Here is a 23,825-nt window from a genome sequence, read left to right on the forward strand (position 1 = left end):
GAGGAATCGATGAAGCTGAATGCCCTCTTCCCGACGCGCGACATCGGCACCGATCCGGCGAAGATCCGCGACTGGGCGCAGGCGGCGGAGGATCTCGGCTTCGACGGCATCGAGGTCGCCGACCACGTGTTCGGCGCCGCGCCGCGCGGCGACTGGAAGCCGACCTACAGCGAGCACGACCCGTTCCACGAGACCTTCACGACCATGGCGTTCATCGCCGCCGTCACCAAGAAAGTCGAGCTGGTGAGCGGCGTGCTGATCCTGCCGCAGCGCCAGACCGGCGTGGTCGCCAAGCAGGCGGCCGAGGTCGACATCCTGAGCAGCGGGCGGCTCAGGCTCGGCGTCGGCGTGGGCTGGAACCATGTCGAGTACGAGGCGCTGAACGAGGACTGGAAGACCCGCGGCGCCCGCCAGGCCGAGCAGATCGAGGTGATGCGCAAGCTGTGGACCGAGGACCAGGTGACCTTCCGCGGCCGCTTCCACACCCTGGTCGACGTCACCATGCTGCCGGTGCCGGTGCAGCGGCCGATCCCGATCTGGTTCGGCGGCTCGTCCGATGCGGTGGTCAAGCGCGCCGCCCGCATCGGCGACGGCTACATGCCGATCATGACGCCCGAGGTGGCCGAGCCCAAGATCGCCATGCTGCACAAGCACATGAAGGCGCACGGCCGCGATCCGGCCAAGTTCGGCCTCGAGGGCTGGCTGCGCTTCGATGACGCCAATCCCGACGCCTGGCTGAAGGCGGGAGAGGGCTGGAAGCGGCTCGGCGCCAGGATCGTGATGCTCTATCCGATGTACCGCATGCCCAGCGTCGACGACCAGATCGCGACCCTGCGCCGCTTCAAGGAGGTCGCGGCGGCGCTGGGCTGAGGAATTCGCAGATTTCGGGCGATTTGCAGCCCGCAGCGGCACATTGCGGGCGCAAGCCCCCTCCGCTATCTTCCGCCGCGCCGGACCCGTAGCTCAGCTGGATAGAGCGCTGCCCTCCGAAGGCAGAGGTCGTGAGTTCGAATCTCGCCGGGTCCGCCATTCCCACGCCAAAATGCCACAGTTCTCGGCACTGTTCGCAAGAATAACTGAGCATCCCCGCCATTCACCATTGAATGCTCGGGACGGACCGCTACTCGACGCCAGCAGCGAGCCGGGTATCCATCCGGCGGGGGCCGCGTCACTGCCCCGCGAAGCGCCGTAGGGCGTCCAGTCGCACGAACCTGATCGGCCGACCGGCGTCGAGTTCTACTTCGAACAGGTCGGGGGTACGCAAGTCTTGCCATTGCTCGAAACCAAACGCCGTATCCATCGATCGTAGTACGGAAGCGATCAAGTTGCGGTGGCTGGAGACGGCCGGCAGCCGATGGCCCGCGGCGGCAATGTCGGTCAAGGCGGCGATGGCGCGTTGCTTCGTCTGATTGAGGCTCTCTCCGCCTGGCGCACGGTAGTCCGGCTCGGCGAACGACCGGCGGACGTGGTCCAACCGGTCCTCAAGATCCCTGTCCGAGAGCGCCCGCTCGCGAAGCCGGTCATCGAGCCCAACTGACAAGCCAGCCGAGATCGCGAAGGGCCGAACTGTCGCGTGCGCCCGCTCATAGGGGCTAGAGTAGACGGCGTCTGGCGCCAGGTCATGGAGTCGGGTGATCAGCCCTCCCGCGGTCTTGGCGCCGGCTTCGCTCAACGGCGCGTCCGGATGCCGCCCAGTCGACTGGCAGTGGCGGATAAGGAGCAGCTTCGACATCGCGGCCAGAATAATGGAATCATCGCCGATTCAGAACCCGACCGGAAGGCGGCCCTTCGCTCCGGATCGGATCCTGCTCCGCCAGTGTGGCTGGACGCCTATGGACGCGGCTTAGAAGTACGCCGGGTCCGCCATCAACCATGGCGAACGCAATCACGGCCAGAGGCCCAGCGGGATTGTGCCGACAGAGCTCGACAGCCTGCCGTAAGACTTACCAACCGGTGATGCGCGACGCGACATAGCCGGCGGCCACGCAGATGCCGAGCAGCGAGGCGAAGCTCAGCAGCCGCTGCTCGAAGAAGCGCTCGGGCTCGGGATGCAGGAGCACCGCCGGACCGAAGACGGGCCGCGGCTCCGACGGCACCCACGCCATGACATTTCCGGACGGACCGACGGTTCGCACGAGTCGAATGCGACTGACGCGAATCGCGTCGAGGCTCAACGAGTGCTGCACGGCACCACCCAACAAGCGCCGCATTGGCGAGCGGCGCTCCCCTCTTCCCCAAAAGCGGCGCGTCCCCACGTGCCGCAGCCGGACGATAGCCCAATCGTCGGTCCTGTCGAGTAACGCAATCGCGACGAGTCACAGCGCTGTCACACACGCGGCAGCGGCAGCAGCCTCCCCTTTGTCACACCCGCGGCCGGCCGTCGTCGCTAAGTCTCCGGGCATGCGCTTTTCGGATGCCCTGCGCGGCCAGCACCGGCCGCACGAGAACCCGTTCATCGACCGCTTCAAGGGGCTGCTGCGGCCGTGGCTCAATCACCTGCCGGGCCGCCGGCCGGTCGCGCCGTCATGGCAGCGCTCGCTCACGCTGCTCGACCGGTACGGTCTCGCACCGGCGACGGTGTTCGACGTCGGCGTGGCGTTCGGCACCTACCCTCTTTATCGGGCGTTTCCCGACGCCTTCTATCACCTGATCGATCCGACGCCGGAATCGCTGCACTACATGAAGCGGCTGAGCCGCGAGCTGCGTTGCGAGGTCCATAGCGTGGCGCTCGGCGACCGCGACGACGAAACGACGATCGAGATCCGGCCCGACATCCAGGCCGCCACGCTGTTCGAGGACCAGGGCGCGCGCGACGTCGTGCGGCACGACGTCGTGCCGCTGCGCCGCTTCGACAGCCTGATCGGGCAGTTCGAGCGGCCCGCCCTTTGCAAAATCGACGTCCAGGGCGCCGAGCTGATGGTGCTGCAGGGCATGACCGAAAAGCTCGCCGAGATCGACGTCGTCATCGTCGAGGCCAGCACGCTGTCGACGCTGAAAGCCGGCGCCGAGCTGCACGACATCGTGCACTTCATGCACGGCCACGGCTTCGTCGTTGCCGACGTGCTGGCGCTGGTGCCCCGGCCGCTCGACGGCGCGACCGGCCACATCGACCTGCTGTTCCTGCCGGAGGACTCGGCCCTGCGCGCCGATCGCCGCTGGGCGCCGGAGTAATCCGTTCAACGCTCGCGCGTGTAATTGACCGGGACGATGAAGGTCTTGCGATCCTGCGCGAGGTCGCCCGGCAGCGGCGCAAACGGCGACGCCAGGCGGATGGTCTCGACGACGGCATTGTCGAGATTGGGAAAGCCGCTCGACTTGACGAGCGCGACATCGAGCAGCCGGCCGTCGCGCGCGATCGTCATGCGGGTCACCACCAGCCCACGCGGCACGTTCTCCTGCGAGCGCGAATAGAACCGGTATTGCGAGATCTTCCGCACGATCTGGTAGAGGTAATCCTCCTCGGCCTTTTGCTGCGCGGCGTCGCTCTTGAGTGCCGCGGCCGGTGGCGGACCGCTCGGGGCCGTGGCAACCGGCCGGACATCCGGCGGGCCATGCCGGGCCGAGGGCAGCTGGACGGCCGCCACCTGTGGGCGATGCTGCGCGGGGGGGCTCGCCGGTATGGGCTTGGCGCGCGCGAAGTCGTGCGCGTCGACGGCAGGAGGTGCGTCGGTGGCGGGCACCATCTTCTCGAGCGACGGCTGCTCGGGCGCCAGCGCGGCGCTCACATCCGGCTGCGGCGGCTCGGCCGCGATCGACGGCTGCAGCGCCGTTTCGGGAACGTCGCCGGCCGACGAGGCTTCGGCGGGCGCCGGCTCGCTGAGCAGCAACTGCGTGGCCGGTGCCGGATCAGGCGTCACGGCCTGCGGCTCCAGCGCGCTGGCGGACACCTCTTCGACCTGCGGCGCAAAGGCGATGGTGACGTCGACGCCGCCCCAGGCGCTCGCCTCGGGGGACGTCCACGGCAGCTGGGCGAAGGCGGCGCCGATCAGGCCGGCATGAAGCAGGCCCGACAGGATGGCGGCGACCGACGGCAAGCGCCCGCGCCGCTCGGCGATCTCGTCGGAGAGGAACGCTGCCCACGTCATCATCGCGGCGCCGCGCGGCGTGGGTCAGCGGCAGAGGTCGAGCGGCAGTCCCTGCGCCGACGCGGCGGTCAGGCAATCCGCGGTGCTGCTGAATTGCTGGGGACTGAAATAGACTCCGCGCAGCGAATAGATGCCGCCGGCGTCTCCGGTCGGCGCGGTGCCCGGCGCCGATCCCGCCGGTCCAGCCAGCAGGCTTTGGCTGGTTCCCGCCGCGTCGCTGCCGGCCGCCCCGCCGCGACGGGCGCGCAGGACATCGATATCGCGCGGCGCGTAACCCACGCCACCGTCGCCCATCGCTGAGTTGCCGCCCGCTCCGGGTCCCGTGGCACCGGCGCCGGCAGCGCCCGCCGCACCGGCGGCTGCGCCTGAGCTTGCTGCGCCCGCACTGGCCGCGCCTGCGCTGGCTCCTGCACCTGCAGCTCCACTGCCCGCGGCACCTCCGGACGCCGCACCCGAACCACTCGATCCGCTGCCCGCGCCGGCGCCACTGGCGCCACCGCTGCTCGCGCTTCCGCTGCCGGCACCTGCGCCACCACTGCCGGCGCCAGCACCACCGCTTCCCGAGCCGGCGCCGCCACTGCCCGCACCGGCGCCGCCCGATCCGGCACCACCACTTCCGGCACCGGCGCCGCCACTGCCCGCACCAGCACCGCCCGATCCGGCACCACCACTTCCGGCACCGGCGCCGCCACTACCCGCACCAGCGCCGCCCGATCCGGCACCACCACTTCCGGCACCGGCGCCGCCACTACCCGCACCAGCACCGCCCGATCCGGCACCACCACTTCCGGCACCGGCGCCGCCACTACCCGCACCAGCACCGCCCGATCCGGCGCCACCACTTCCGGCACCGGCGCCGCCGCTGCCCGCGCCAGCACCACCGCCAGAACCTCCAGCGCCACCACCGCTGCCGCCTCCTGCACCGCCGCCTCCGGCACCACCAGCTCCAGCGCCACCGCTGCCTGCGCAGGAGTCATCGTCACCATTCGTCAACAATGCCGATAGCGAACTATCCGAAGAATGCGCGACCGGCCATCGCTCGGCGCAGGCCGTCAGGCCCAGGCACAGCAGTCCCAACCCGAGTGCCGTCATCGGCGGCGAGGTCATTGCCTTCCTCCGCTTGCCAGATCGAAGCAACACCCTCGGGCACGCGTGCGCAGCGATGAAGGGACCAATCGGTGATTTCCCCCGCGACGACCGACGGTCGGCATCGCACCGATGCCTCGCGATTCGAGTCGGAACCGGCGCGCGCCCTCGCCGTTCGCGCCGTCTTTGCGCCGCCGATCCGAACCGCCATAATCGATGACCCATGACGCAAGACAGCAGCACCTACTGGAAGAAGGCCCGTACCGAAGTGCGCGCGGCCGGCTTCGATCCCGATCGCGCGGCGCAGACCAACGCCGTCGTCACCATCGCCAGCGCCTACACCAACGCCCATCGTTGCAACAACCGCGTGCGCCAGATCACCGACCTGCTGGTCGAGCTGATCGGCGAGCGCGGCGGCACCGGTCTGATCGTCGGCGCGCCGGCGGTGTCGGATGCGCTGACGCAAGGCACGCCGACCGCGGGCTACAGCCTGGTGTCGCGCGACGTCGCCGCCGACTGCTTCGAGATCGGCCACTACGCCCATCACGGCGACGCCATGATCGTCATCTCGGGCTGCGACAAGACCGGCGCCGCGGCGCTGATGCCGCTCGCCCGCACCAATGCCTTCGGCCTGGTGCTCTATCCCGGCACCAGCTCGCCGGGCAGCGTGTCGTTCGGGCCGTGGGCCAAGAAGGGCACCAACCTCACCATCATGGACTATGCCGAGGGTCGCGCCGCCGCCGAGGCCGGCCGCATCTCGCAAGCCGAGCTGCTCGAGCTCGAGCGCAACGTTCTGCCCGGATCCGGCACCTGCGGCGCGATGTTCACCGCCAACACCATGAGCACGACCGCCGAGGCGATCGGCATGATGCTGCCGCGCGGCGCCTCGCATCCCGCCGACTACAATGCGCAAAGCGACATCCATGCCGACGTGCGCGCCCAGACCAGGGCCTCGGTCGATGCGCTCTACCGCCTGATCGAAGCCGGTATCCGGCCGCGGGACATCATGACCGAACGTGCCTTCGAGAATGCGATCGCCACGGTCTATGCCATGGGCGGCTCGACCAACATGTACCTGCACATGCTGGCGATCGCGCGCGAGGCGCAGGTGCCGATCACCATCGAGCGCATCCAGGCGATCGGCGAGCGCATCCCACTGCTTTCCAGGCTGCAGCCGCACGGCCCCTACGCCATGACCAGCCTGCACGCGATCGGCGGCGTGCCGGTGGTGATGAAGGAGCTGCTGCGCGCGGGGCTGCTGCACGGCGATGTGCTCACCGTCACCGGCAAGACGCTGGCGGAGAACCTCGTCGCGGTGCCGACGCTCGACCAGCTCGGCGACCAGGACATCATCCGTCCGGTCTCGAACCCCGTCGCCGCGGCCAACAACCACATCAGCGTGCTCAAGGGCAATCTGGCACCGGAGAGCTGCGTGCTGAAACTCTCGGGCAAGACGCTGGAGAAGGGCGAGTTCCACGGCACCGCGCGCGTCTTCGACTCCGAAGCCGATACGATGAAGGCGATCCGCGCCGGCGAGATCGCCAAGGGAACCGTGATCGTGGTGCGCAATGTCGGGCCGGTCGGCGGGCCGGGCATGCCGGAGATGGTGATGCTCACCATCCAGTTGCAGGGGCGCGGGCTCGGCGAGGACGTGGCGCTGATCACCGACGGCCGCTTCTCGGGCGTGAGCCACGGCATCCTGATCGGCCACATCTCGCCCGAGGCGGCGCGCGGCGGGCCGATCGCAGCGGTGCGCGACGGCGACACCATCGTCATCGATCCGCGCAAGCGCACGCTCGACCTCGATGTGCCGGCGGAGGAGATCGCCAGGCGCATGGCCGCCTGGCGCGCGCCCGACCTGGCGGCGCGCATCCGGCCGGGCTCGGTGCACGACAAGTACGTCCGCCTGGTCAAGTCGGCCCACTACGGCTGCGTGGTGTAGCCGTCTCGCCCTGCGCAACGGGAATTTCTTTGCGCGCAGCGGCGACGCTGCCTAGGCTTCGCCCATGAGCGCCATGGCTTTTCGCACCCACGAAGTGCCCGACGACCTGCTGGCCGCGATCGACTATTGCTACGACCAGGGCTGGACCGACGGCCTGCCGGTCGTGCCGCCGGTGGTCGATCGCGTGAAGGCGATGCTGGGCGCCGACAGCCGGCCGCCCGACACCGTGATCGCCAAGCACCCCGCGACCGGGCTCGACCTGTCGCTGCATGCCGCGGCGGTCAATGCGGTGATGGCGGGCTGCCTGCCCGAATACTTCCCGGTGGTGGTCTCAGCCTTCGAGGCGATGGACAAGCCCGACTTCAACTTCCACGGCTCGACCGCCAGCACCGGCGGCTCGGCACCGCTGCTGATCGTGAGCGGTCCCTACGCCGACGCGATCAACATGAACGCCGACGTCAACCTGTTCGGCCCCGGCAATCGCGCCAACTCGACGATCGGCCGCGCGACCCGGCTGATCCTGCGCAACGTCTTCCAGATGCTTCCCGGCATCTCCGACAAGTCGACCCAGGGCAATCCCGGCAAGTACAGCTTCTGCATCGCCGAGCGCGCGCGCGGCAATCCATGGCCGCTGCTCTGCGAGGTCCAGGGCTACGCCAAGGGCACGTCGAGCGTCACGGCTTACGCCGGCGGCGGCTTCTGCAACGTCGAGAACCACGGCGGCAACACGCCCGAGCAGGTGCTGGGCTCGGTTGCCGATGCGATGGCCAACTACGGCTGCATCACGCTGGGTCAGGCCGTGGTGATCCTGGCGCCCGAGCACATGCAGATCGTGGCCGAGGCCGGCTGGACGCGCGAGCAGGCGCAGGCCTTCCTGTTCAGCCAGGCCAAGCGTTCGGTCGAGGGCATGAAGGGTGTCGGCAAGTATCGCGACCGCGAGTACGACACCCAGCACGGCGAAGGCGCGCATGCGCTGGCCGAAACGGGCTTCGTACATCGCGGGCTGACGCCCGAGGACATCCTGATCACCATGGGCGGCGGCGATGCCGGCGGCCATTCCTGCTTCATCCCGTCGTGGAGCCGCGGCCGCGGCTCGATCATGCAGCACGGCGCGATCCGCGCCCCGCAATGAGGTGACGATGCAGCTCTACTCTCCGCTCTCGACCACGCCCCGGCGCAAAGCGGTGCGTGCCCCGGCCCTGCCCAAGATCGACGGCCTGCGCATCGGCATCCTGGAGAACGGCAAGCTCAATGCCGAGGAGATGCTGAACGAGGTCGCAGCGCTGTTCGTGCAGCGCCATGGCTGCACCGTGCGCACGCTCGCCTCGAAGAAGAATGCCAGCGCGCCAGCGCCCTCCAACACCCTGACGACGGTCGCCCAGGAGGTCGACTTCCTGATCACCGGATTGGGCGATTGAGGGTCCTGCTCCACGTGCAGTCTGCACGACGGCATCACCTTCGAACAGCTCGGCAAGCGCGCGGTGGTTCTGTGCACCACGCCCTTCGAGGTCACCGCCCGCAACATCGCCCGTGTGCTCGGCCTGCCCGACTATCCGTTCCTGACGGTCCAGCATCCGATCGGCAGCTGCACGCTGCCGGAGCTCAAGGCGCGCGCGGAAGTCGCCTACAAACAGGCCCTGCCCATCCTGATGCAGGCATGAAGAGGAATCGCTCATGAAGTTCGGGATTTTCTACGAGCTGCAACTGCCGCGCCCGTGGGCGCCCGGCGACGAGCACCGGTTGTACCAGAACGCGCTCGAGCAGATCGAGATCGCCGATCGCTGCGGCTACGACCATGCCTGGCAGGTCGAGCACCACTTCCTCGAGGAATACTCGCACTCGCCGGTGCCCGAATCCTTCCTCGCCGCCGCCAGCCAGCGCACCAAGCAGATCCGGCTGGGCCACGGCATCATGCAGCTCACCACCAACCATCCCGCCCGCGTCGCCGAGAAGATCGCCACGCTCGACCTGTTGTCGAACGGCCGCTGCGAGTTCGGCATGGGCGAAAGCGCCTCGATCACCGAGCTCGAGCCGTTTGGCGTCGACATGGAGAACAAGCGCGAGATCTTCGAGGAAGCCGTCCGCGCCATCATGCCGATGTTCAAGGACGGCCCGAGCGAGCACAAGGGCAAGTACTTCAACATGCCGCTGCGCCAGGTCGTGCCGAAGCCGCTACAGAAGCCGCATCCGCCGCTGTGGGTCGCCTGCTCGCAGCTCGAGACCCTGGCCAAGTGCGGCGAATGGGGCATGGGCGCGCTCGGCTTTCAGTTCGTCTCGGCCGATGCCGCGCATGCCTGGGTGCATGCCTACTACAACGCCTTCGTGAAGCGGCAGAAGAAGCTCGCCGACTACGTCAGCAACCCGAACATGGCGCTGGTCTCGTTCTTCATGTGCGCGCCGACCGACGAGGAGGCGCGCGAGCGCGCCGACGGCGACACCTTCTTCCAGTTCGCGCTGCGCTTCTACGCGGCGGCGCCCGGCCGCCGCCGTCCACCCGCCGGCACGGTCAACATGTGGGACGAGTACCAGAAGTGGAAGGCCGCCAATCCCGAGGCGCACCAGGCCGCCCTGCGTGGCGGCCTGATCGGCTCGCCGGAGACGATCCGGCGCAAGCTGCGCCGCTTCCAGGCCTCCAACATCGACCAGGTCGTGCTGCTCAACCAGGCCGGCCGCAACACCCACGAGCACATCTGCGAATCGCTCGAGCTGTTCGCCAGGGAAGTCATGCCCGAGTTTCAGGCGGCGCATCCCCAGCTGCTCGAATGGAAGCAGCGGGTGCTGAACCGCGAGATCGAGCTCGAGGAGATCGACACCACGGCCTTCACCGACCGCTACGGCGGCACGATGAAGAACATCGCGCCGTCGGCCGACAAGCGGGTGGCGGCAGAATAGCCATCGCCTGCAAGGCTCCACGCAGCGGGCTCTCACGCGTGATTACACGCGCTGCCGCCCGCCGTCGCGTTTCGCGTCGCGAAGCGCGCTAATTTGCGGCCGCGACTCCGGTCGTCGCCATGCGCAGTTGCCAGGTCTGGCGGTGCGCCTCGATCAGCTTGGCGAGCTCGTCCGGCTCACCGGTGTCGACCTCCAGGCCGAGCGGCTTCAAGAGCTCCGTCACCTCGCGATCGGCGATCACCGAGCGCAGGCGATTGTTGAGCTGTGCCACCAGAGGCGCCGGCGTGCCGGGGGCCGCGAAGAAGGCGAACCATTCCTCCATGTCGAGGCTGGGATAGCCGAGCTCCGGCCCGATCGGGATGTTGGGCGCGGTCGACAGCCGCCGCGTGCCGGTGGCCAGCAGGATGCGGGCGCGGCGGCCGCGATGCGGCGGCAGCAGCGAGGTCATGGTGTTGACGGTGGCCGGGATCTTGCCGTCGCGCATCTCGGACAGGATGGCGGTGATGCCGCGGAAGTATACCGGCTCGAGCCGCTGCCGGGTCGAGCGGCTCAGCAGCACGTTCAGCACCTCGACGAAGGTGGTGTTGGACGACACCGCGATGCGGCGGCGCTGGTCGTCGCCCTCCTGGATCCAGGCGAGATAGTCCTTGAAGGTGTCGACGGGAAGCTGCGGCGCCACCGCGAAGGCGATCGCGAAGTTGCCGATCTTGGTGATCGGCGCGAGGTCCTTCGCCGGATCGAACGGGAAGGTCTTGCTCGCCAGCCGCGACACCAGGGTGGTCGACGACAGCAGCGCCAGCTCGGCGCCGTCGGGCGGCGCCTTCTTCACCAGCTCGCCCGGCACGGCGCCGAACTGGCCGGTGCGATTCTCGACGATCACCCGCCGGCTGGTCCGGCGCTGTAGCTGCGAAGCGATGGTGCGGGCGACCTGGTCGGCGCCGCCGCCCGGCTCGAAGCCGACGAAAATGCGCAGATCCTTCTCGCGGTCGCGGCCAACCTGGCCGTACGCGGAGCCGAGCAGCAAAGCCGGAGCGGTCAGGGTGGCGGCAGCGACAACCGTCCGACGTCTTATAGACATTCCGTCAGAAATCCGATCCTTTGGAAGAAGAGCATCGCCAACCCGGCGGAGCGAGGCAACTGCCGTCGACCTCGCAGTTTCATCGTATCTGTGCGAAAACTCCGGGACTTCCTCCGCCTTGTCACCGGATTGTCCTCAACCGGCGCGCCCCGCCAGAGTAACTTTGCGGACGTAATGTATCAGCCCATGACCGACGACGCTCCCGGCGCCGCCGCGCGCGGCAAAATCACCCTAAGGATCACCCGATTCCTCGGCGGTCTCGAGCGCGCCCGCCGGCAACCCAACCGCCGCGAGGCCTATCACCTGCGCCATGCGCTCGAGCGATTGCAGGCCGAGCAATATGCCGAGAGCGAGGAGGCGCTGGTGCGCGCCGAACGCTCGGCGCCCTTGCCGGAGCATGTCGCCAACCTGTTGGCGACCAACGAGAGCGTGACCATCAGCCAGCTCCGAGACGAGCTGCAGCAGGTCGCCAAGGAACCCTGACTGCAGTCGACGCTGAAACTTGCACGCTCAAGTCGGCCGGATATCTTCCATAAAAATGCAAGATCTTCCGGCATTTCAGAGGCTGCGTACGTTGGTCCTCAAGACCGACCTGCCGATCGATAATGCCGACGATACGCATCCTCCGGCTCCTTCCTTGCGTTCGAGCTCGGGGCCCAAGCAACCGTTCGGGTTCAGGAAGACACCGGGCCTGTTCCTCGCTCCGTCTCAGAATGCGAACTGTGGGGTCAACGGACTCAGGCCTGGCGGCGGATGGCCATTTAGATCGCCTTCCGCTCCGCCATTCTGCCAGAGATCCAACACACAAGGGGTCAAGAGTCCAACGTGCTGTCGCTTCTGACCCCTCTGTCAGCGTAAGACGCCGCCACCTCCCCATATGAATGGGGAGGGATGCTTGGCGCGCGTTGCCGCTCTAGCGATTGACGACCAGCCGGTCATAGAGATCCTCGGCCAGGCCGTAGAAGCCGCCCGCCGCCGCTTCGAGTTGCGGCCGGTCGAGCAGGCGCACGCGCCGCCGCTCCGAGCGCAGGGCCTGGCGGCCTTCCAGCGCATGCATCGCCACGGTCACGCCGGCGCGTCGCACGCCCAGCGCCTGCGCCAGGGCCTCGTGCGTCACCGCGACCTCGTTGACCTCCAGCCGGTCCGCCGCCATCAGCAGCCAGCGCGCCAGGCGCTGCTCGATGGTGGCTCGGCCGGTCGCCAGCGCGTTGGCGGAGATCTGCGACATCAGCGCGTGCACGTAGTGCAGCAGGTGCGCGCGCAGGCGCCGGTTCTCGAGCAGCGACGCCAGCGCCGGCGCCGGCACGCGCCAGGCCTCGCCCGGGAACAGCACGCTCGCCTCGCCCGCCGCGATGTCGCCATCAAGCAGCGCCATCGCCCCGACCAAACCCTCGCGGCCGACCAACCCAACCTCGATCCGGCGATCCGCCACCTGGGCGGCGAGGGAGATCACGCCACTCACCGGGAAGACCACGTAGCGCGCGGGCTCCGCCATCGTCTCGAGCACATCGCCGGCATGCAGCGGCACGCGCTCCAGGCAGGACTCGAAGAATGCCCAGTCCTCGTCGCCCAGCCTCTGCAGCAGCAGGTTGCCCCGCACGGGTCCGGGCTGGACCAGCGCGGTCAGCGCCGACTTCACCTGGCTCGCCTCGACCGGCTTGGTCACCAGCGGCGTGCCGCGAAAGGCCGGCGGAATGGCCGCCCCGCTGCCGTTCTCCATCAGGAAGCAGAACGGCACCTTGCGGCGCGTGAGCTCGGCGCAGAGCGGGAAGCTCTGGCAGCCGTTGAGGCTGATGTCGACGATCGCACCATCGATGTCGCGTTTGGCGAGCAGCTCGAGCCCGCTTTCGACGCGTCCCACGGCGCCGGCGATGGCAAAGCCGCAGTCCTGCAGGATGTCGCAGACGGTCTTGGCGATGAGGTAATTGCCCTCGACGACGAGAATGCGCGGCTTGGCCGCCTGCGAGTCACTTGCAGCGATCGTCATCGCGAACACCCCACTTTTAATCGGCCTGACAGGACAAACGCCGCGACGCCGAGTGAGGTTCAGAATTGCTTGCGGACGAATCAGCGCGCCGCGCGTCACCAGGGATGAAAGCGATCGCCGGTTACATCGGCCATACCAAGCGTTCGTTACCGCATCCCTTTGGACCTTCACGCGTTTTTGAGTCCTGAAGCGGCGATCTGCCCCGCGAAAAGCCTCGCGTCCGACACAAACGGGTCTCAAGTCTGTCGCGGGCGATGCGGGAGTTTGGCGGATGGCGAAGGCGAAAAAGTCGCGATGGGCGATTGTCGGCGTTTTGCTGGTGATTGCCGCCGCCGGCTATTTCTTCATCGACCAGGCCGAGCGGGACAAGGCGCGCGCTGCGGCCGCCAACGCGCCGTCGCCCGGCATCCCGGTGACGGTCGGCGTCGCCGAGCAGCGCGACATGCCGGTCTACGTCCGCGGCATCGGCACCGTGCAGGCCTACAAGACGGTTACGGTGAAGAGCCGCGTCGACGGCCAGATCGTCAAGGTGTCGTTCGAAGAAGGCCAGGAGGTGAAGGCCGGCGATCCGCTGTTCCAGATCGATGTGCGGCCATTCCAGGCCACGCTCGACCAGGCGACCGCCAACAAGCAGCGCGACCAGGCGCAGCTGGCCGGTGCGCAGGCCGACCTCGACCGCTTCAGCAAGCTGGTCGGCCGGGGCTTCCAGTCGCGCCAGAGCGTCGACCAGCAGACCGCGACGGTCGACGCGCTGAAGGGCTCGATCGCGGCCGACGAGGCGGCGATCGAGACCGCCAAGCTCAATCTCGACTACGCGAACATCCGCTCGCCGGTCGACGGTCGCACCGGCTCGCGCCTGGTCGATCTCGGCAATCTCATCCAGGCCGGCCAGAACACCGCGCTGGTCACCGTCACGCAGATCAAGCCGATCTACGTCAACTTCACGGTGCCGCAGGATCAGACCGACGCGATCCGTACCAACCAGGCCAAGGGCCCGCTCACCGTCGTCGCCTATGCCAGCGACGACAAGACCGAGCTCAGCCGCGGCACGGTGACCCTGATCGACAACCAAATCGACTCCACCACCGGCACGCTGCGGCTCAAGGGCACGTTCGGCAACGCCGACGAGCGGCTGTGGCCGGGCGAGTTCGTCAACGCGCGCCTGATCCTGTCGACGCGCAAGGGCGCGGTGACCGTGCCGCAGCGCACGGTGATGCAGGGCGCCGACGATTCCTACATCTATGTCGTGAAGCCCGACAGCACGGTCGAGCGGCGCACCGTCAAGGTGGCGATGTCGCAGGACGGCGTGGCGGCGATCGAGACGGGCCTGGCGCTGGGCGAGAAGGTCGTGGTCGACGGCCAGTACCGGCTGACCAACGGCGCCCGCGTCAGGCTCGACACGCCCCCACCCGGCCAATCCAGGCCCGACCAGCCTGCGGCCGCGCAGACGGCGCACGGCAAGGACTGAGTTCCGTGAACATCTCCGAGAGCTTCATCCGGCGGCCGATCGCCACCTCGCTGATGATGCTCGGCCTGCTGGTGTTCGGCGCGGCCACCTACAATCTGCTGCCGGTGGCGGCGCTGCCCAACGTCGATTTCCCGACCATCACCGTGTCGGCGACGCTGCCCGGCGCCAGCCCGGAGACGATGGCGTCGTCGGTCGCCACGCCGCTCGAGCAGCAGTTCGCGGCGATCCCGGGCCTCGCCTCGATGAACTCGACCAGCGGGCTGGGCAGCACCTCGATCACCCTGCAGTTCGACCTCAACCGCGCGATCGACGGTGCCGCCACCGACGTCCAAACCGCGATCAATGCCGCGAGCGGCCTTCTCCCGAAGGACCTGCCCAACCCGCCGACCTACCGCAAGGTCAACCCGGCCGACCGCGCCATCCTGATCTACGCCGTATCGTCCGAGGACCTGCCGATCTACAAGGTCGACGACTACGCCTTCACCATCCTGGCGCAGAAGATCTCGGCGGTGACCGGCGTCAGCCAGGTGCTGGTCGCGGGCCAGCAGGACTTCGCGGTGCGGGTGCAGGCCAACCCGGCGGCCCTCGCCGCGCATGGCATCGCGCTCGAGGACGTGCGCAACTCGATCGCCAACGCCACCGTCAACCAGGCCAAGGGCAACCTCGAGAACGCCCATCAGCAGGCGACGATCGACACCAACGACCAGCTGTTCAACGCCGCCGCTTACCAGAACATCATCGTCGCCTACCGCAACGGCGCGCCGGTCAAGCTGCAGGACATCGCCCAGGTGGTCGACGCCACCAAGTCGCCGCGCAACGGCGCCTGGTACAACGGCAAGCGCTCCGAGCTGCTGCTGATCTTCCGCCAGCCCGGCGCCAACACCGTCGAGATCGTCGACCGCATCAAGGCGATGATGCCGCGCATGCTGGCCTCGATCCCGAAGGCCGTGCATGTCGAGCTGATGTCGGACCGCTCGCAGTCGATCCGCGATTCGGTGTTCGACGTCGAGTTCACGCTCTGCCTGACGGTCGGCCTGGTGGTGATGGTGATCTTCATCTTCCTGCGCCACTTCTGGGCGACCGTGATCCCGTCGATCACCGTGCCGCTCGCCATCGTCGGCACCTTCGGCGTGATGTATGTCTGCGGCTACTCGATCGACAACCTGTCGCTGATGGGCCTCACCATCGCCGTCGGCTTCGTGGTCGACGACGCGATCGTGATGATCGAGAACATCGTCCGGTACCTCGAGGAGGGCGAACGGCCGTTCGATGCGGCGCTCAAGGGTGCGGGCCAGATCGGCTTCACCATCATCTCGATCACCTTCTCGCTGATCGCGGTGTTCATCCCGCTGCTGTTCATGGGCGGCATTGTCGGTCGGCTGTTCCGCGAGTTCGCGGTGGTGGTCACCGTTGCCGTCGTCATGTCGGCCTTCGTGTCGCTGACGCTGACGCCGGTGATGTGCTCGCGGTTCCTCAAGCGCGAGAGCCACGACAAGAAGCGCGGCCGACTGAACCAGATGGCCGAGGACGCCTTCGACGCCTCGGTGCGCTTCTACGATCGCGGCCTGCAATGGGTGCTGCGGCACCAGTTCCCCGCCCTGCTCGCGACCATCGCCCTGATCGGGGTCACCGGCTGGCTCTACGTCATCATCCCCAAGGGCTTCTTCCCCGAGCAGGACACCGGCTTCATCTTCGGCCAGGCCGAGGCGCGGCAGGACATCTCCTTCGAGGCGATGGCCGACCTCAGCAACCGGCTCGCCGCGATCATCCAGAAGGAACCCGGTGTCGATGGCGTGGTCGGCTTCGTGGGCTCGACCGGCGGCAACTCGTCGGAGAACACCGCCCGCATGTTCATCCAGCTGAAGCCGTTCTCCGAGCGCGACGCGTCGGCGCAGCAGATCATCCAGCGGCTGCGACCGAAAGTGGCACAAGTGCCGGGCGTAAAATACTTCATGCAGGCCGGACAGGACATCAATGTCGGCGGCCGCCTCAGCAAGACCCAGTATCAGTACACGCTGACCTCGACCGACAGCGGCGAGCTGAACCACTGGGCGCCGATCATCGAGCAGGCGATGGGCAAGCTGCCCGGCCTGCAGGACGTCACGTCCGACCAGCAGATCGCCTCGCCGCACATCGCCGTCGACATCGACCGCGACACCGCCTCGCGGCTCGGCCTGTCACTGTCGCAGATCGACCAGACGCTGTACGACGCCTTCGGCCAGCGCCAGGTCGCGACGATCTACACCTCGAGCACGCAGTACAAGGTGGTGCTGGAGGTGATGCCCCAGTTCCAGACCGATCAAGCGGCGCTGTCGCGCATCTACGTCACCGGCACCGGCGGCGCCCAGGTGCCGCTGGGCACGGTCGCCAAGTTCAGCAACAAGATCGCGCCGCTCACCATCAACCATCAGGGCCAGTTCCCAGCGGTCACGATCTCCTTCAACCTGGCGCCCGGCACCGCGCTCGGCCAGGCGGTCGAGCGCATCCAGCAGATACAGCGCGATCTGCACGTGCCGATCACCGTCGACGGCACCTTCCAGGGCACGGCTCAGGCCTTCCAGTCGTCGCTCTCCTCGACGCCGCTGCTGGTCGCCGCCGCCATCCTCGCCGTCTACATCGTGCTCGGCATGCTCTACGAGAGCTACGTCCACCCGGTCACGATCCTGTCGGCACTGCCGTCCGCCGGCGTCGGCGCGCTGCTGGCGCTGATGCTGTTCGGCTACGATCTGAGCGTGATCGCGCTGATCGGCATCATCCTGCTGATCGGCATCGTCAAGAAGAACGCCATCATGATGATCGACTTCGCGCTGGAGGCCGAGCGCGAGCACGGCAAGAGCCCGATCGAGGCGATCCACGAGGCCTGCCTGCTGCGCTTCCGGCCGATCATGATGACGACCTTCGCCGCGATCGGCGGCGGCCTGCCGCTGGCCGTCGGCTCGGGCGCGGGCTCGGAGCTGCGCCGGCCGCTCGGCATCGCCATCGTCGGCGGTCTGCTGGTGTCGCAGTGGCTGACGCTCTACACGACGCCGGTCGTCTATCTCTATCTCGATCGCTTCGCCCACTGGCTGAGCGGCAAGCAGCGCCGGCCGGCGGGCGAGATCCCCGAGGCCGTGCCGGCCGCGGCGCACAATGCCGACGTCGCCGGCACGAAGGCAGCCGACTGATGCCGGAACGTGAAGGCGGCTACGAACGCGAAGAATATCTCGAGCAGGAAGAGGAGGAGCGCGAGTCCGCCGGCCGGCGCAAGAGCGTGATCGCGCTGGCGATCATGGCGGTGCTGGTGGTCGCGGGCATCGTCCTGGTCGACCGCCTGCGCGAGGTGTCGGCAGTGCAGGACTGCCTGATGACCCGCGCCACCAACTGCAACGATCTGGTGCAGCCGCCCCGACCCGCAAGCGTGCGCTAACTCTCGCCGGACCGCGGGCCGGCATGAGCAGCGCCTATCCCGGCCGGCGGCGGGCCTTCCACCACGCGCTGAACTCGCCGACCAGGCCGCGCCGCGCGCCGAGCACGATCACGACGAAGATCACGCCCTGGATCACCAGCACGAGCTGGCCGACGAAGGCGAGATAGTCCTGCATGGCGATGACCACGAAGGCGCCGATCACTGGGCCGGTGATGGTGCCGAGTCCGCCGATCAGCGCCATCAGCACGACCTCGCCCGAGGTGCCGGCGCTGACGTCGGTCAGGGTGGCGAAGTGCACGACCATCGCCTTGGTCGCGCCGGCGAGACCCGCGACCGCGGCCGAGAGCACGAAGGCCAGCAGCTTGTAGCGGTCGGCCTCGTAGCCCAGCGACACGGCGCGCTGCTCGTTGTCGCGGATCGCCTTCAGCACCTGGCCGAACGGCGAATGGATGAAGCGGTAGATCGCGCCGTAGCCGAACAGGAAGATCACCAGCACGATGTAATACATGCCGTAATCGTTCTCGGTCGGGATGACGCCGAGCAGCGGCTTGCGCGGGATGCCCTGCAGGCCGTCCTCGCCGCCGGTGAACGGCATCTGGACGCAGAGGAAGTAGACCATCTGCGCGAAGGCGAGCGTGATCATCGCGAAGTAGATGCCCTGGCGGCGGATCGCCAGCGCGCCGGTGACCAGGCCGAGGGCGGCGGCGCCGAGCACGCCCGCCAGCAGCCCGAACTCCATCGGCCAGTTCCAGACCTTGACGGTGTGGCCGAAGAAGTAGGCCGCCATGCCGAAGAACATGGCATGACCGAAGCTCATCAGGCCGGCATAGCCCAGCAGCAGGTTGAAGGCGCAGGCGAACAGCGCAAAGCACAGCGCCTTCATCAGGAAGACGGGATAGAACACCCACGGCGCCGCCAGCGCGGCGATCGCGACGACGATGGCGATGAGGAGGCGGTTGCCGCTCATTTGGTCTGCCCGAACAGGCCGGCCGGCTTGATCAGCAGCACCAGCGCCATGACGACGAAGATCACCGTGTTGGAAGCCGGCGGACAGGCCACTTTCGTAAATCCCTCGACGATTCCCAGGCCGAAGCCGGTGACGATCGAGCCCATGATCGAGCCCATGCCGCCGATCACCACCACCGCGAACACGACCAGCACCAGGTTGGTGCCCATCAGCGCCGAGACCTGCTGAATCGGCGCCGCCAGCACGCCCGCCATCGCCGCGAGCCCGACGCCCAAACCGTAAGTGAGGGTGATCAGACGCGGCACGTTGATGCCGAAGGACTGCACCAGCGTCGGGTTCTCGGTCGCGGCGCGCAGATAGGCGCCGAGCTTGGTGCGCTCGATGGCGTACCAGGTGGTGAGGCAGATTACGAGCGCCGCCACCACGACGAAGCCGCGGTAGCTCGGCAGGAACATGAAGCCGAGATTGTAGCCGCCGGGGATCGGGCTCTGGTACGGCGCGCCCGACGAACCCCACTTCCACTGGAACAGGCCCTCGATGATCAGCGCCAGGCCGAAGGTCAGCAGGAAGCCGTAGAGATGGTCGAGGTGATAGATGCGTTTCAGCATCAACCGCTCGAGCAGAATGCCGAACAGCCCGACCACGATCGGCGACAGAATCAGCGCGAACCAGAACGGGATGTTGAGCTCGGTCAGCATCAGCCAGGCGGCGAACGCGCCCATCATGTACTGCGCGCCGTGCGTGAAGTTGATCACGTTCAGCATGCCGAAGATCACGGCGAGGCCCAGGCTCAGCATGGCGTAGAAGGCGCCGTTGATCAGGCCGAGCAGCAGCTGGCTGAACAGCAGCTGGGTCGAGACCTCAATCGACAGGCTACACGTACCCATTGCACCTACACCCCGAGATAGTCGTGCATTTTGTCGACGCTCGCCGCGACGTCAGCGGCGGCGATCATGTCGACCACCCGCCCGTCCTCCATCACGTAATGGCGGTCGGCGACGGTGGCGGCGAAGCGGAAGTTCTGCTCGACCAGCAGGATGGTGAAACCGCGGCTCTTCAGCGTCCGGATCACCTCGCCGATGCGCTGCACGATCACCGGGGCGAGGCCCTCGGTCGGCTCGTCGAGCAGCAGCATGTCGGCGCCGGTGCGCAGGATGCGGCCGATCGCCAGCATCTGCTGCTCGCCGCCCGAGAGCTTGGTGCCCTGGCTGCGCCGCCGCTCCTTGAGGTTCGGGAAGAGCTGGTAGATCTCGTCGAGAGTCATGCCGCCCTGTTTGACCTGCGGCGGCAGCAGCATGTTCTCCTCGACATTGAGGCTCGAGAAGATGCCGCGCTCCTCGGGGCAATAGGCCAGCCCGAGGCGCGCGATGACATTCGACGGCTGCCCGATCGTCTCCTGACCGGCGAAGGTCACCGAGCCGGCGCGCTTCTCGACGATGCCCATGATCGACTTCAACGTCGTGGTCTTGCCGGCGCCGTTGCGGCCCAGCAGCGTCACCAGCTCGCCGCGGCCGATCTCGAGCCCGACGCCGTGCAGGATATGCGATTCGCCGTACCAGGATTGCAGGTCCTGGACCTTCAGCAAGGTCTCAGCCATGGCCGGTTCCGACATAGGCTTCGACGACCTGCGGGTTCTTCGACACCGTGTCGTACGGCCCCTCGGCCAGCACCTCGCCGCGCGCCAGCACGGTGATGGTGTCGGAGAGGTCGGCGACCACGCTCATGTTGTGCTCGACCATCAGCACGGTGCGGTCCTTGGCGACAGTGCGGATCAGCGCGGCGATGCGCTTGATGTCCTCCTGGCCGAGGCCAGCCATCGGCTCGTCGAGCAGCATCATCTCGGGATCGAGCGCCAGCGTCGTGGCGATCTCCAGCGCGCGCTTGCGGCCATAGGGCAGCTCGACGGCCGGCAGCTCCGCGAACGCCGTGAGGCCGACCGCCTCGACCAGCTCCGAGGCGCGGCCGTTGAGCTGGTCGAGGACCCGCTCGGAGCGCCAGAAGACCAGCGAATTGCGCAGCCGGCGCTGCAGCGCGACCCGCACGTTCTCGCGCACCGACAAGTGCGGGAACACCGCCGAGATTTGGAACGAGCGCGCCAAACCCATGCGCGCGATTGCCGCAGGCGAGGAACCGGTGATCTCCCGACCGTTGAACTCGATGCGTCCCGCGGTGGGCGTCAGGAAGTGGGTCAAGAGGTTGAAGCAGGTGGTCTTGCCCGCCCCGTTAGGCCCGATGAGCGCATGGATCGTATGGCGGCGAACGCGCAGATTCACGTCCTTCACCGCGACGAATCCCTTGAACTCCTTGGTCAGTCCCTGGGCTCCCAGAATTATTTCTTGTTGTGCCATAGCCTCCCTATGGGCCGCGACTAAATCGAAGCTTTTCTGCGATGTCCAGCCTGCTCGTGCGACCCGCAGGTAGAATCGCCTGGGCTTTCGGGCGCAACGCATCGGCAGCCATGCTGGTGCTGGCCGCGGGGCTGCCGGTCGTGGCTGCGGCCTGGGTCCTGCTGACGCCGAAAGCGGTGGCGGCCGGCGTGGCGATCGTCGCCGCGGCGATCTTCGCGACGGCGGGCTCGTCGCGTGGCGACGGCTGCCGCTGGTGCCCGCGGTCTGCTGGTGCTGCGGCCGGCCAATGTCGGCGACCCGCCGAACGCCTATTCCTTCGCCATGGTCTACAACCGCTACGGCTGGAGCGGCTCGCCCTCCTGGCGCTGATCCTGTTCCGGCCGGCCCGAGGGCCGCGCCGGTAACCTCGGCGAGCAGGTCTTCGTCGCGATCGTGCTGGCGGCGCTGTTCTACCTGAAGATGACGTATTTTGCCGTCGGCATGGCCATGATTGCAGTGGCCGTCATCGCCTCCGAGCCGATGCGCGGGGACTGGCGTGGATGGACCCTCGTCTTCCTGATCGGCGTCGCGCTGCCGCTGCTGCCGTTCAACTGGGCCTATCTCGAGGACCTTCGCGGCGCGGCGCAGGCCGGCATCGTGCGTGGCGACGCGGCCTTCTTCCTCAACGACTTCGCCGAGAACGCGCCGGAATACGCGCCCTACGTCGTCGCGATCGGAGTCGCGGCGTGGCCGCGTTCCTGTTCTGCGGGCAGTTCTACAATCATAAGCTGCCGCGGCTCCTGCTCGTCCTGCCGGTCGCGTCGATCGTCTCCTCCAGCACGAGCCTGGTGAGCTATCACAACCGCCTCGACGCGGGTTACCTCCGTATGGTCGACAAGACCGCGAGCGCCTGTTCGGCCGCTCGCGCCATCCGTCCACGATACGAACTTTCGCCGTACGAATACGTCGAGACCCTGATGGAGGTGGCAGCCCTGCTCGAGGAGAAGGGCCTCGCCAACGGCCTCATCGCCGTGCTCGACCAGGTCGATCCGCTGCCCTTCATGTTCGGCCTCGAGCCGCCGCGCGGCAACCTGTGGTCGGGTGCCGGCGCGCCGGTGGCCTCGCCCGCAGACTATCTCGCCGGCGCCGACCGTGTGCTGATCCCGCGATTCACCACCAACTTCGCCATGGGCCGAGACGGCCAAGGCGACCTACGGCGCCTACCTCGCCGAGCATTTCCCGGTGCGGCTGGAAGGTCGCGGCTGGATCGTGTTGAGCCGGGCGGACCGGCCGCGCTAAGTTTCCGCCCGTGTAGGCGGCGTGGCCGCATTTGGGAGGAAATCAGCGTATGAGCGTAGGTAGCGTGGTCCGCCGCGGCGCAGCCGTGGCCGGTGTACTCGGCCTGACCGCGATCGGTGTCGCCGCGGTCGTCTCCAGTCAGAGCGTGGCGCAAGGCGGACCGATCAAGATCGGCGTGCTCGCGGGCCTTTCCGGCGTCTATGCCGACATCGCGCTCGGCCAGCCCGAGGCGGCCCAGCTCGCCGTCGACGACTTCGGCGGCAAGGTGCTCGGCCGGCCGATCGAGGTCGTCTCGGCCGACCATCAGAACAAGCCCGACATTGCGGCCTCGGTCGCGCGCAAGTGGTACGACGACGGCGTCAGGATGATCACCGGCATCGATACCTCGTCGGTCGGACTCGCCGTGCGCAAGGTCGCGCAGGAGAAGGGCCAGATCGATCTCAATGTCGGCTCGGCGACCGCCGATCTCACCGGCCCGGCCTGCTCGGCGACCGGCGCGCACTGGGTCTACGACACCTATGCCCTCGCCCACGTCACCGGTGACGCCGTCGTGAAGGACGGCGGCACCACCTGGTTCTTCGTCACCGCCGACTACGCCTTCGGCAAGTCGATGGAGGACGAGGCCACCAAGGTCATCAACGCGGCCGGCGGCAAGGTGCTCGGCCACGTCCTCCACCCGATCAGCACGCAGGACTTCTCCTCGTTCATGCTGCAGGCGCAGGCGTCGAAGGCCAAGATCGTCGGCCTCGCCAACGCCGGCATGGACACCGTCAACGCCATCAAGCAGGCGGGCGAGTTCGGCCTGGTCCAGGCCGGCCAGCGGATCGCCGGCCTGCTGATCTTCGAGAGCGACGTGCAGTCGCTCGGGCTGAAGACCGCGCAGGGCCTGGTGCTGACCACCGCCTTCTACTGGGACCAGAACGACGAGACCCGCGCCTGGACCAAGCGCTTCCGCGCGAAAAAGGACAAGGTTCCGAACCTCACCACCGCGGGCGTCTACAGCGCCACTACGCACTATCTGAAGGCGATGGCGGCGGCCGGCACCGACGATCCCAAGGCAGTGATGGCCAAGATGCACGAGCTGCCGATCAATGACATGATGACCAGGAATGGGAAGCTTCGCGAGGACGGTCGCGTGATGCGCGACATGTACCTCGCCCAGGTGAAGTCGCCCGCCGAGTCGAAGGGCAAGGACGACATCTACAAGATCCTCGCGACGGTGCCGGCCGAGAAGGCCTGGCGGCCGCTGAACGAGGGCAAGTGCCCGCTGATCAAGAACTGAAGGACA

The 23,825-nt window shown here is 67.7% G+C and carries 24 protein-coding genes and 1 tRNA gene; 15 read left to right on the forward strand and 10 right to left on the reverse strand.

The features are described 5' to 3' along the window. Nucleotides 1-9: 9 nt before the first annotated feature. Together J0J01_RS02125 and J0J01_RS02130 are read left to right on the forward strand one after the other, a co-directional pair. Entirely contained in the window at nt 10-870 is an 861-nt protein-coding gene (locus J0J01_RS02125) for an LLM class F420-dependent oxidoreductase (RefSeq protein WP_296378501.1), read from the forward strand. An 82-nt stretch (nt 871-952) separates the two neighbouring features. Continuing rightward, nucleotides 953-1,029: transfer RNA gene (locus J0J01_RS02130), tRNA-Arg, on the forward strand. A 139-nt stretch (nt 1,030-1,168) separates the two neighbouring features. Here J0J01_RS02130 and J0J01_RS02135 read toward each other — a convergent pair. Together J0J01_RS02135 and J0J01_RS02140 are read right to left on the reverse strand one after the other, a co-directional pair. After that, entirely contained in the window at nt 1,169-1,732 is a 564-nt protein-coding gene (locus J0J01_RS02135; RefSeq protein WP_296378502.1) for a histidine phosphatase family protein, read from the reverse strand. A gap of 211 nt (nt 1,733-1,943) precedes the next feature. Next, entirely contained in the window at nt 1,944-2,105 is a 162-nt protein-coding gene (locus tag J0J01_RS02140; protein WP_296378503.1) for a hypothetical protein, read from the reverse strand. A 295-nt stretch (nt 2,106-2,400) separates the two neighbouring features. On the opposite strand from J0J01_RS02140, the gene J0J01_RS02145 reads away from it, so the two are divergent. Continuing rightward, the gene (locus tag J0J01_RS02145) at nt 2,401-3,171 is read left to right on the forward strand and encodes an FkbM family methyltransferase (RefSeq protein WP_296378504.1); all 771 of its coding nucleotides are present in this window, start codon (nt 2,401-2,403) and stop codon (nt 3,169-3,171) included. A gap of 5 nt (nt 3,172-3,176) precedes the next feature. On the opposite strand, the gene J0J01_RS02150 is transcribed toward J0J01_RS02145, so the two are convergent. Next, complete coding sequence (locus J0J01_RS02150; protein ID WP_296378505.1) at nt 3,177-4,088, reverse strand: energy transducer TonB; 912 nt, start codon at nt 4,086-4,088, stop codon at nt 3,177-3,179. Nucleotides 4,089-4,153: 65 nt separating this feature from the next. Further along, nucleotides 4,154-5,071 (reverse strand): hypothetical protein, encoded by a 918-nt coding sequence (locus J0J01_RS02155; RefSeq protein WP_296378506.1) that lies wholly within the window; start codon nt 5,069-5,071, stop codon nt 4,154-4,156. Nucleotides 5,072-5,394: 323 nt separating this feature from the next. Here J0J01_RS02155 and J0J01_RS02160 point away from each other — a divergent pair, with 323 nt between their 5' ends. From J0J01_RS02160 to J0J01_RS02175, 4 genes are all read left to right on the forward strand, one after another. Continuing rightward, the gene (locus J0J01_RS02160; RefSeq protein ID WP_296378507.1) at nt 5,395-7,113 is read left to right on the forward strand and encodes a dihydroxy-acid dehydratase; all 1,719 of its coding nucleotides are present in this window, start codon (nt 5,395-5,397) and stop codon (nt 7,111-7,113) included. A 64-nt stretch (nt 7,114-7,177) separates the two neighbouring features. Then, nucleotides 7,178-8,245 carry a hypothetical protein gene (locus tag J0J01_RS02165; protein WP_296378508.1) on the forward strand — a complete coding sequence of 356 codons (1,068 nt, stop codon included), beginning with the start codon at nt 7,178-7,180 and terminating at the stop codon, nt 8,243-8,245. A 7-nt stretch (nt 8,246-8,252) separates the two neighbouring features. After that, entirely contained in the window at nt 8,253-8,774 is a 522-nt protein-coding gene (locus J0J01_RS02170) for a UGSC family (seleno)protein (RefSeq protein WP_296378509.1), read from the forward strand. A 13-nt stretch (nt 8,775-8,787) separates the two neighbouring features. Continuing rightward, nucleotides 8,788-10,005, forward strand: coding sequence for an LLM class flavin-dependent oxidoreductase (locus tag J0J01_RS02175; RefSeq protein ID WP_296378510.1), 1,218 nt, complete (start codon nt 8,788-8,790; stop codon nt 10,003-10,005). Between the two features lie 88 nt (nt 10,006-10,093). On the opposite strand, the gene J0J01_RS02180 is transcribed toward J0J01_RS02175, so the two are convergent. After that, nucleotides 10,094-11,029, reverse strand: a complete 936-nt coding sequence (locus J0J01_RS02180; RefSeq protein WP_296378511.1) for a tripartite tricarboxylate transporter substrate-binding protein — start codon at nt 11,027-11,029, stop codon at nt 10,094-10,096. Nucleotides 11,030-11,269: 240 nt separating this feature from the next. Here J0J01_RS02180 and J0J01_RS02185 point away from each other — a divergent pair, with 240 nt between their 5' ends. Continuing rightward, nucleotides 11,270-11,566: a hypothetical protein gene (locus J0J01_RS02185; protein WP_296378512.1), complete on the forward strand. Its 297-nt coding sequence runs from the start codon at nt 11,270-11,272 to the stop codon at nt 11,564-11,566. A gap of 430 nt (nt 11,567-11,996) precedes the next feature. Here J0J01_RS02185 and J0J01_RS02190 read toward each other — a convergent pair whose 3' ends face one another. Next, nucleotides 11,997-13,070 carry a helix-turn-helix domain-containing protein gene (locus J0J01_RS02190; protein WP_296378513.1) on the reverse strand — a complete coding sequence of 358 codons (1,074 nt, stop codon included), beginning with the start codon at nt 13,068-13,070 and terminating at the stop codon, nt 11,997-11,999. Between the two features lie 271 nt (nt 13,071-13,341). On the opposite strand from J0J01_RS02190, the gene J0J01_RS02195 reads away from it, so the two are divergent. The 3 genes from J0J01_RS02195 to J0J01_RS02205 are packed head-to-tail and all read left to right on the forward strand — an operon-like array spanning nt 13,342 to nt 17,944. After that, nucleotides 13,342-14,538: an efflux RND transporter periplasmic adaptor subunit gene (locus J0J01_RS02195; protein WP_296378514.1), complete on the forward strand. Its 1,197-nt coding sequence runs from the start codon at nt 13,342-13,344 to the stop codon at nt 14,536-14,538. Nucleotides 14,539-14,543: 5 nt separating this feature from the next. Then, a complete protein-coding gene (locus J0J01_RS02200) occupies nt 14,544-17,702 on the forward strand; it encodes a multidrug efflux RND transporter permease subunit (RefSeq protein ID WP_296378515.1) in 3,159 nt (1,052 codons plus the stop codon). Continuing rightward, nucleotides 17,702-17,944, forward strand: a complete 243-nt coding sequence (locus J0J01_RS02205) for a hypothetical protein (RefSeq protein WP_296378516.1) — start codon at nt 17,702-17,704, stop codon at nt 17,942-17,944. Before J0J01_RS02200 ends, J0J01_RS02205 begins: the two co-directional genes overlap by 1 nt. Nucleotides 17,945-17,978: 34 nt before the next feature. On the opposite strand, the gene J0J01_RS02210 is transcribed toward J0J01_RS02205, so the two are convergent. Genes J0J01_RS02210 through J0J01_RS02225 form a run of 4 tightly spaced genes read right to left on the reverse strand, consistent with a single transcriptional unit; the run spans nt 17,979 to nt 21,259 of the window. After that, nucleotides 17,979-18,911, reverse strand: coding sequence for a branched-chain amino acid ABC transporter permease (locus J0J01_RS02210; RefSeq protein ID WP_296378517.1), 933 nt, complete (start codon nt 18,909-18,911; stop codon nt 17,979-17,981). Continuing rightward, nucleotides 18,908-19,798 carry a branched-chain amino acid ABC transporter permease gene (locus J0J01_RS02215; protein ID WP_296378518.1) on the reverse strand — a complete coding sequence of 297 codons (891 nt, stop codon included), beginning with the start codon at nt 19,796-19,798 and terminating at the stop codon, nt 18,908-18,910. The genes J0J01_RS02210 and J0J01_RS02215 overlap by 4 nt, the downstream gene beginning before the upstream one ends. Nucleotides 19,799-19,803: 5 nt before the next feature. Next, complete coding sequence (locus tag J0J01_RS02220; RefSeq protein ID WP_296378519.1) at nt 19,804-20,508, reverse strand: ABC transporter ATP-binding protein; 705 nt, start codon at nt 20,506-20,508, stop codon at nt 19,804-19,806. Continuing rightward, nucleotides 20,501-21,259 carry an ABC transporter ATP-binding protein gene (locus J0J01_RS02225; protein ID WP_296378520.1) on the reverse strand — a complete coding sequence of 253 codons (759 nt, stop codon included), beginning with the start codon at nt 21,257-21,259 and terminating at the stop codon, nt 20,501-20,503. The genes J0J01_RS02220 and J0J01_RS02225 overlap by 8 nt, the downstream gene beginning before the upstream one ends. 234 nt (nt 21,260-21,493) lie before the next feature. Between J0J01_RS02225 and J0J01_RS02230 the strand changes: the two genes are divergently transcribed. The 4 genes from J0J01_RS02230 to J0J01_RS02245 all read left to right on the forward strand — a co-directional run bounded on the left by J0J01_RS02230 (nt 21,494) and on the right by J0J01_RS02245 (nt 23,819). After that, nucleotides 21,494-21,628, forward strand: coding sequence for a hypothetical protein (locus J0J01_RS02230; RefSeq protein ID WP_296378521.1), 135 nt, complete (start codon nt 21,494-21,496; stop codon nt 21,626-21,628). A 63-nt stretch (nt 21,629-21,691) separates the two neighbouring features. Then, complete coding sequence (locus J0J01_RS02235; RefSeq protein WP_296378522.1) at nt 21,692-22,090, forward strand: hypothetical protein; 399 nt, start codon at nt 21,692-21,694, stop codon at nt 22,088-22,090. Continuing rightward, complete coding sequence (locus J0J01_RS02240) at nt 21,985-22,590, forward strand: hypothetical protein (RefSeq protein ID WP_296378523.1); 606 nt, start codon at nt 21,985-21,987, stop codon at nt 22,588-22,590. Before J0J01_RS02235 ends, J0J01_RS02240 begins: the two co-directional genes overlap by 106 nt. Continuing rightward, on the forward strand, nt 22,587-23,819 hold the full coding sequence (locus tag J0J01_RS02245) for an ABC transporter substrate-binding protein (protein WP_296378525.1): 1,233 nt from the start codon (nt 22,587-22,589) through the stop codon (nt 23,817-23,819). Before J0J01_RS02240 ends, J0J01_RS02245 begins: the two co-directional genes overlap by 4 nt. Nucleotides 23,820-23,825 lie beyond the last annotated feature (6 nt).

Origin of the sequence: Reyranella sp. (genome assembly GCF_017305915.1) — a bacterium.
In the GTDB taxonomy this organism is placed as follows: domain Bacteria; phylum Pseudomonadota; class Alphaproteobacteria; order Reyranellales; family Reyranellaceae; genus Reyranella.